Annotated in this window: 6 protein-coding genes and 1 pseudogene; all 7 read left to right on the top strand. The window is 59.4% G+C overall.

Annotated elements, in window-relative coordinates; translation table 11 throughout:
* Positions 1–1,050: pseudogene (locus H7A81_RS24535) on the top strand (glycosyltransferase family 2 protein); the annotation flags it as partial.
* Positions 1,043–1,459 carry a thioesterase family protein gene (locus tag H7A81_RS24530; protein ID WP_182059004.1) on the top strand — a complete coding sequence of 139 codons (417 nt, stop codon included), beginning with the start codon at positions 1,043–1,045 and terminating at the stop codon, positions 1,457–1,459. The pseudogene H7A81_RS24535 and the gene H7A81_RS24530, both read left to right, overlap by 8 nt.
* A gap of 17 nt (positions 1,460–1,476) precedes the next feature.
* Positions 1,477–2,067, top strand: coding sequence for an outer membrane lipoprotein carrier protein LolA (locus tag H7A81_RS24525; RefSeq protein ID WP_182059005.1), 591 nt, complete (start codon positions 1,477–1,479; stop codon positions 2,065–2,067).
* Entirely contained in the window at positions 2,033–4,354 is a 2,322-nt protein-coding gene (locus H7A81_RS24520; protein ID WP_182059003.1) for an MMPL family transporter, read from the top strand. Before H7A81_RS24525 ends, H7A81_RS24520 begins: the two co-directional genes overlap by 35 nt.
* Positions 4,351–4,926: a DUF3261 domain-containing protein gene (locus H7A81_RS24515; protein WP_182059002.1), complete on the top strand. Its 576-nt coding sequence runs from the start codon at positions 4,351–4,353 to the stop codon at positions 4,924–4,926. Before H7A81_RS24520 ends, H7A81_RS24515 begins: the two co-directional genes overlap by 4 nt.
* The gene (locus tag H7A81_RS24510; RefSeq protein WP_182059001.1) at positions 4,923–6,080 is read left to right on the top strand and encodes a beta-ketoacyl-[acyl-carrier-protein] synthase family protein; all 1,158 of its coding nucleotides are present in this window, start codon (positions 4,923–4,925) and stop codon (positions 6,078–6,080) included. Before H7A81_RS24515 ends, H7A81_RS24510 begins: the two co-directional genes overlap by 4 nt.
* Positions 6,073–6,546 (top strand): hotdog family protein, encoded by a 474-nt coding sequence (locus H7A81_RS24505; RefSeq protein ID WP_034820205.1) that lies wholly within the window; start codon positions 6,073–6,075, stop codon positions 6,544–6,546. Before H7A81_RS24510 ends, H7A81_RS24505 begins: the two co-directional genes overlap by 8 nt.
* Positions 6,547–6,610 lie beyond the last annotated feature (64 nt).

The raw sequence follows: 6,610 nt of genomic DNA, 5'->3' as shown, positions 1-6,610 counted from the left end.
TTGCACGACAACCTGCGGATCTCATGGATGCACACGCGCCTGTTCTTCGGCATGGTGCCGCGCATCCCACAGTTACTGAGCCGGGGTAAAACAGCGCAGCACTGGGCCGCCACGCCAGAACGTCGGGGTCAGAGCGGGTTGCGTTTTATGCTGTGGTTGTATCGTCGCGCCGGGCGGCTGCCGTTTGTGCTGTTGCTGTGGCCAGTGGTGGCGGTGTACTGGTTGAGCGGACGTGAGGCGCGTACCGCTTCTCAGCAATGGCTGACGCGGGTGCAGGCCGAAGCCAGCAAACAGCAGATAGCCCTGCCGACGCCGATCAATAGCTATCGCCACTTTCTGCGCTTTGGTTACAGCATGCTGGACAAAGTCGCCAGCTGGCGCGGGGATGTGCAATGGGGGCGCGATATTGATTTTGCGCCGGGTGCCGAAGCGGTTATCCGTGCAGCGGATGGCAAAGGACATTTGATCCTCGCGTCGCATTTGGGTGATATCGAGGCCTGCCGCGCCATGGCAAAGCAGGTCAGTGGGCTGGTGATCAACGCGCTGGTGTTCACCGACAACGCCCAGCGTTTTCGCGAGGTGCTGGAGAGCATCGCACCGCAGGCCGGGGTGAATCTGATGCCGGTCACCGACATCGGCCCGGATACCGCCATCCTGCTGCAGCAAAAACTGGATGCCGGTGAATGGGTGGCGATTGTTGGCGATCGTACCGCCGTGCATCGCCAGCGCGGGGGCGAACGCCGCGTGGTGTGGAGTGAATTTATGGGCCGTCCGGCGCCGTTTCCGCAGGGGCCTTTTGTCCTGGCCGCCGCCTTACGCTGTCCGGTGCTGTTGATGTTTGCCTTACGGGAACAGGGCAGACTGCGAGTGCATTGTGAACCCTTTGCCGATCCGATCCTGCTGCCGCGAGCCCAACGACAGGCGGCGCTGCAGGCCACGGTGGATCGCTATGCCGAACGACTGCAGCAGCATGCGCTGATGGCGCCGCTGGACTGGTTTAACTTTTACGATTTCTGGACGTTACCAGAGGAGAAGAGCCGCGATGAGTGAACATATCTGGCGCGCTGAGGTTGAATTAACCGTGTCGTTCCACGACTGCGACCCGATGGGCGTGGTGTGGCACGGCAACTATTTCCGCTTTTTTGAAGTGGCGCGTGAAGCGCTGCTGCGCAGCATCAACTACAGCTACGGTGAGATGACCGCCAGCGGTTTTGTCTGGCCAGTGGTGGATACGCGTGTCAAATATCGCCAGCCGTTACGCTGTGAAGAGATGATCCGCGTGGAAGCCCGCATTACCGAATACGAAAACCGCCTGCGTATCGATTATGTCATCCGCAATGTGGCGGGCCAGATCACCACCAAAGCACACACGCTGCAGGTGGCGGTCGATGCGGCAAGTCAGGAAATGAATTTCGTTTCACCCGATATTTTATTTGAACGCCTGGGAGTCAAACCGTGATCAGAACTCTTTGTCTGATGCTGACGTTGCTGTGTGCCAGCGCACAGGCCATCACGTTGGATCAGCTGCAGCAGCGTTTTGCCAGCCAGCCGGTGATCCGCGCCAACTTCGAGCAGGTGCGTACCATTTCTGGTATGTCGCAGCCGCTGGTGTCGCGTGGCCAGTTATTAATCGCCCAGCAACAAGGTTTGTGGTGGCATCAGGCCACGCCGTTTGTGATGACCTTGATTCTCGATGATAAGCGCATGGTGCAGAGCATGAGCGGTCAGCCGCCGCAGGTGATCACCGCCGACAGCAATCCACAGATGTTTCAGTTCAATCATCTGCTGCGCGCCTTGTTTCAGGCCGACGAAAAGGTGCTGCGCGAGAATTTTGAACTCGATTTCCATGATAAAGGGAATGACCAGTGGCAGCTCAGCCTGACGCCTAAGGCGGCACCGCTGAACAAAATCTTCAATCGCATCGATCTGCAAGGTGCAGCCTTCCTTAACAGCATTACGCTGGATGATAAGCAGGGCGATAAAACCGCCATCACCTTAAGTGATACCCGCACCGAGCCGAAACAACTGACTGATGAAGAGCGAGCGCGTTTTGCCCCAGCGCAGTGAGAAAACCGCTGCGCTGCTGTGGCTGGCGGTTTGTCTGGCATTGGCGGTGGCCCTTGCCATCCTGTTGCCGCGCAGCCAGCTGAATAGCAGCGTGCTGGCTTTACTGCCGCAACAAAATCTGGGGCAAGCGCCGGCAGAGATTCAGCAAGGGTTTATGCAGCGGCTGGATCGTCAGCTGGTGTGGCTGGTGAGCGCCGATAACGATCACGGCGATGAAGCGGCAGAGTGGTGGCAAGCGCAGCTGCAGGCGCTGCCGATGCTGAAACAGGTGAGCGGTGCGCTGGATGATGACCAGATGCAGCGTTGGGGCACCTACGCCTTCCAGCATCGTAACGGCCTGATCGATCCGTTGACGCGCGCCCGTCTGCAAAACGGCGGTACGGCACAAGCCGACTGGATTCTGGCGCAACTGTTCTCAGCGTTTGCCGGTGTGAGCAGTAAAGAAATTCAAAACGACCCGCTGATGCTGGTGCGTGGCGCGCAGCTGGCACTGCAGCAGAATGCCAGCAAAATGGTACTGCATAACGGCTGGTTAACCGTGAATGACGCCCAGCAGCGCCGCTGGTATTTCCTGCACGGTGAACTGGCGAGCAATGCCTTTAGCATTCAGCAAAGTCATCAGTTGGTGACCGCCCTCAACCAGCTTGAACAGCAGTTAAAAACGCGCTGGCCAGATGCGCAGCTGTTAACGCGTGGCACAGTGCTGTTTAGCGATGATGCCAGCCAGCGCGCGCAGCATGATGTCGAGACGCTCGGCAGCGTCACACTGGCCGGCTTGCTGCTGCTGGTGTGGCTGGTGTTTCGCTCGCTGCGACCGCTGGCGCTGTGTGCGCTCTCGGTGGCGATAGGCGCGATGGCGGGTACGGTGCTGACCTTGATCTGTTTTGGTGAGCTGCATCTCACGACTTTAGTGATGAGCCTCAGCATTGTCGGCATCTCCGCCGATTATACCTTGTACTATCTGACGGAACGCATGGTACACGGCGAGCAGTCCACGCCATGGCAAAGCCTGCACAAGGTGCGGGCCACTTTACTGCTGGCTCTGGGTACCACGGCGATTGCCTGGCTGCTGATGTTGCTGGCGCCGTTTCCCGGTTTGCGCCAGCTGGCGGTGTTTGCCGCCAGCGGGTTAAGTGCTTCTTGCCTGACGGTGATCTGTTTTTATCCATGGGTGGTGCGTGGCCTGCCGGTGCGACCGATTCCCGGTATGGTGTGGCTGGCGCGCTGGTTAGCGGCATGGCGCCGCAACACGCTGTTAAAAGTCGGATTGCCACTGCTGGTGGCGCTCTATGCATTGAGCGGGATCCTGCAACTGCATGTCGATGACGATATTGCCCATCTGCAGAGCGCTCCGGCTAAATTACTGGCTCAGGATCGGCAACTGGCACAGCTGACGGGACAACAGGCCGACCAAACCTGGTTCGTGGTGTGGGGGGATAACGAGCAGCAGGCATTGCAACGTCTCAGCGCACTGACACCCAAGCTAGAACTGGCGCAGCAGCAGGGCTGGATGGCGGGTTTTCGTGTCTTGCCGCTCAATTCGCTGGACCAGCAGCAGCAGGATCTGCAGTTGTTGCAGCAGGCCGCGCCAACTATCCTGGCGCGGTTAAAACAGGCGGGCATCACGATAACTCATGCCGACTTAACGCCGATGCCAGTCAAAGCCGATAACTGGCTGGCAAGTCCGCTGAGTGAGGGCTGGCGTCTACTGTGGCTCTCGCTGCCGGATGGACGCAGCAGCGTGCTGGTGCCGGTCAATGGCGTGAAAAACAGTGCGGCGTTATTGGACTTAGCTACGCAGCAGGCGGGCGTGAGCTGGGTCGATCGCAAAGCCAGCTACGATGAACTGTTCCGTTTCTGGCGTACGCTGCTGAGTGGCCTGTTGGCGCTGGCGTTGTTGCTGATCACCGCAAGTTACATCGTGCGCCTTGGCCTGCAAGCGGGTTTACGCAGCGCCTTGCCTTCCTGGTTGTCGCTTGCGGCAGCGCTGGCAACATTAGGCTGGATTGGCGCCAGCCTGAACTTATTTGCCTTGCTGGCGCTGATTCTGGTGCTGGGCATCGGCATCAATTACACGCTGTTCTTCAGTAATCCGCGCGGTACGCCGCTGACCTCTATGCTGGCCGTCACGCTGGCGATGATGACCACACTGCTGACGCTGGGCATGCTGGTGTTCAGCAGCACAGCGGCGATCAGTGGTTTTGGTACGGTGCTGTGCAGCGGGATCTTTTGTGCATTCTTGTTAGCGCCGCTGGCGCTGGCACCAGGGAAAAGGAAGCAACGATGAAAACAGGTGCTTTGTTGTTGATGCTGAGCCTGCTGTTAAGCGGTTGTGCGCAGCATGACAGCCCATCCGATCGGCCCACCGCGTGGCTGAAACCGGGCGTGCGCGTCACGTTGCCTGCGCCGGGCATTTCACCCGCGTTTCAGCAGCAGCAACTGCTGACCGGCCACGCCAAAGGCAAAACCCAGTCACTGCTGGTGCTGTTAAGCGCCGATTCACAGCAAATCAGCCTGGCGGGTTTGTCCTCGCTGGGCATTCGCTTGTTCCGTGTGACCTATGATAAAAACGGGATTCATACGCAGCAGATGATGGCGCTACCCGAAATGCCGCCAGCCAGCCAGGTGCTAGCGGATGTCATGCTGAGCCACTGGCCGCTCAGCGCATGGCAGCCGCAGTTGCCGCCAGGCTGGCAGTTGATCGACGAGGGCGATCGTCGTGAGTTGCGCGATCCTGCCGGTAACGTAGTGACGTTGATTCGCTATCTGCAACGGGGAACCGTACGTGAACCGATCAGCATCGACCAGCGCGCCTTCGGTTATCAAATTCAAATTCAGCATCTGGACGCATCTTCATGATCTACATTTCGGCGTTTGGCATGGTGAATGCGCTCGGCAACTCACTGGAGCAGATTGCCGCGCAGTTAACCTCAGGCCACGCACCCGGCATGCAGCCGCGCGAAGGCTGGTTGCAGCAAGGTAAAACCTGTTGGCTGGGCGAGGTGCCGGGCGAACTGCCAGCTGTGCCCGCCGCACTTGCCGCGCATAACACGCGCAATAATCAGCTACTGCTGGCGGCGCTGGAGCAGATCCGTCCGGCCGTGGATGCGGCGATTGCCCGCTTTGGTCGTGAGCGCGTGGCGGTGGTGCTGGGCACCAGCACCTCGGGCGTGGACGAAGGCGATCGTCAGATTGACAGAGGCTTACCGGGTTACGATTACCGCATGCAGGAGTTAGGCGATCCGTCGCGTTTCCTGGCGCACTACCTTGAACTGGACGGCCCGGCGTACACGATTTCTACTGCCTGTTCCTCCAGTGCACGCGCGTTGATCAGTGGGCAACGCTTGATTGAGGCCGGTCTGGTGGATGTGGCGCTGGTGGGCGGTGCGGATTCATTGAGCCGCATGCCAATAAACGGTTTTGCCAGCCTGGATTCGTTATCCGAACGCCAGTGTGCACCGTTCAGCGCAGAACGTGACGGTATTTCTATCGGCGAAGCGGGGGCGCTGCTGTTGCTAACGCGTGAGCCGCAGTCGCTGGCGCTGCTTGGTGCGGGTGAGTCATCAGACGCCTGGCATATGTCGGCTCCGCATCCAGAAGGCATTGGCGCCGAGCAAGCGATGAAGATGGCGCTGAAGCAGGCCCAACTGCAGCCGCAGGATATCGGCTACATTAATTTGCACGGCACTGCGACGCCACTCAACGATCAGGTCGAGTCAGGCGTGGTTCATCGTTTGTTTGGCGATAGCGTGCCTTGTAGCTCCACTAAGCACCTAACGGGCCACACGCTCGGCGCGGCGGGTGCGACCGAGGCGGCGCTGGCGGCACTCATCGTGCAGCAGAATCTGGCGTTACCGGCGCAGGATTTTAGCGCCACTACCCTGGATAGCACGCTGCCGGTCTGCGGACTGCTGACTTTGCCACAGCCGCTGGCGCGTCCCATCATCGCCTCAAACTCTTTTGCTTTTGGCGGGAACAACACCTGCCTGATTGTAGGAAAGCCTCATGACTGATTTTCTGCCGGTGGGCGACTATCTGCCGCACCGTGCACCGATGCTGCTGCTGGATCGCGTGATTCAGGTCAGCGACGAGCGCGTGGTGTGTGAAGTGACCATCAACCACCAGGGCGTACTCGCGCCGTTTCTTAATGCGCAGGGCGAGCTGCCCGCATGGTTTGGCGTCGAGATCATGGCGCAGACCGTTGGCGTCTGGTCTGGCTTTCATGCCCGGCAGCGCGGCGATCGGAATATCCGCCCCGGCATGTTACTGGGTGGACGCGGCTATCGTGCCGCTGCTGCCACCTTTGCCGCAGACAGCACGCTGCGGGTGGAGATGCATCTGCTGATGCGTGACGACAAGCTCGGTAGCTTTGAAGGCGAGATCCGCAGTCAGGATGCGGTCCTTGCCAGCGGTCGGCTGAATACCTATCAGCCGGATGAACAGGAACTTAATCAATTACAACAAGGGATGCAGCCATGACGCGCAGCGTATTAGTGACCGGCGCCAGTAAAGGGATTGGCCGCGCCATTGCGCTTCGCCTGGC

The organism is Pantoea sp. ME81 (genome assembly GCF_903970985.1).
GTDB classification, from domain to species: Bacteria; Pseudomonadota; Gammaproteobacteria; order Enterobacterales; family Enterobacteriaceae; genus Pantoea; species Pantoea communis.
Note: the sequence above shows the minus strand (reverse complement) of the source record. Positions and strands in the feature narration are given on the sequence as shown.

Coding starts and splice junctions, on each gene's coding strand:
- H7A81_RS24530 (WP_182059004.1), top strand. CDS start 1,043: ATGAGTGAACATATCTGGCGCGCTGAGGTTGAATTAACCGTGTCGTTC.
- H7A81_RS24525 (WP_182059005.1), top strand. CDS start 1,477: ATGCTGACGTTGCTGTGTGCCAGCGCACAGGCCATCACGTTGGATCAG.
- H7A81_RS24520 (WP_182059003.1), top strand. CDS start 2,033: ATGAAGAGCGAGCGCGTTTTGCCCCAGCGCAGTGAGAAAACCGCTGCG.
- H7A81_RS24515 (WP_182059002.1), top strand. CDS start 4,351: ATGAAAACAGGTGCTTTGTTGTTGATGCTGAGCCTGCTGTTAAGCGGT.
- H7A81_RS24510 (WP_182059001.1), top strand. CDS start 4,923: ATGATCTACATTTCGGCGTTTGGCATGGTGAATGCGCTCGGCAACTCA.
- H7A81_RS24505 (WP_034820205.1), top strand. CDS start 6,073: ATGACTGATTTTCTGCCGGTGGGCGACTATCTGCCGCACCGTGCACCG.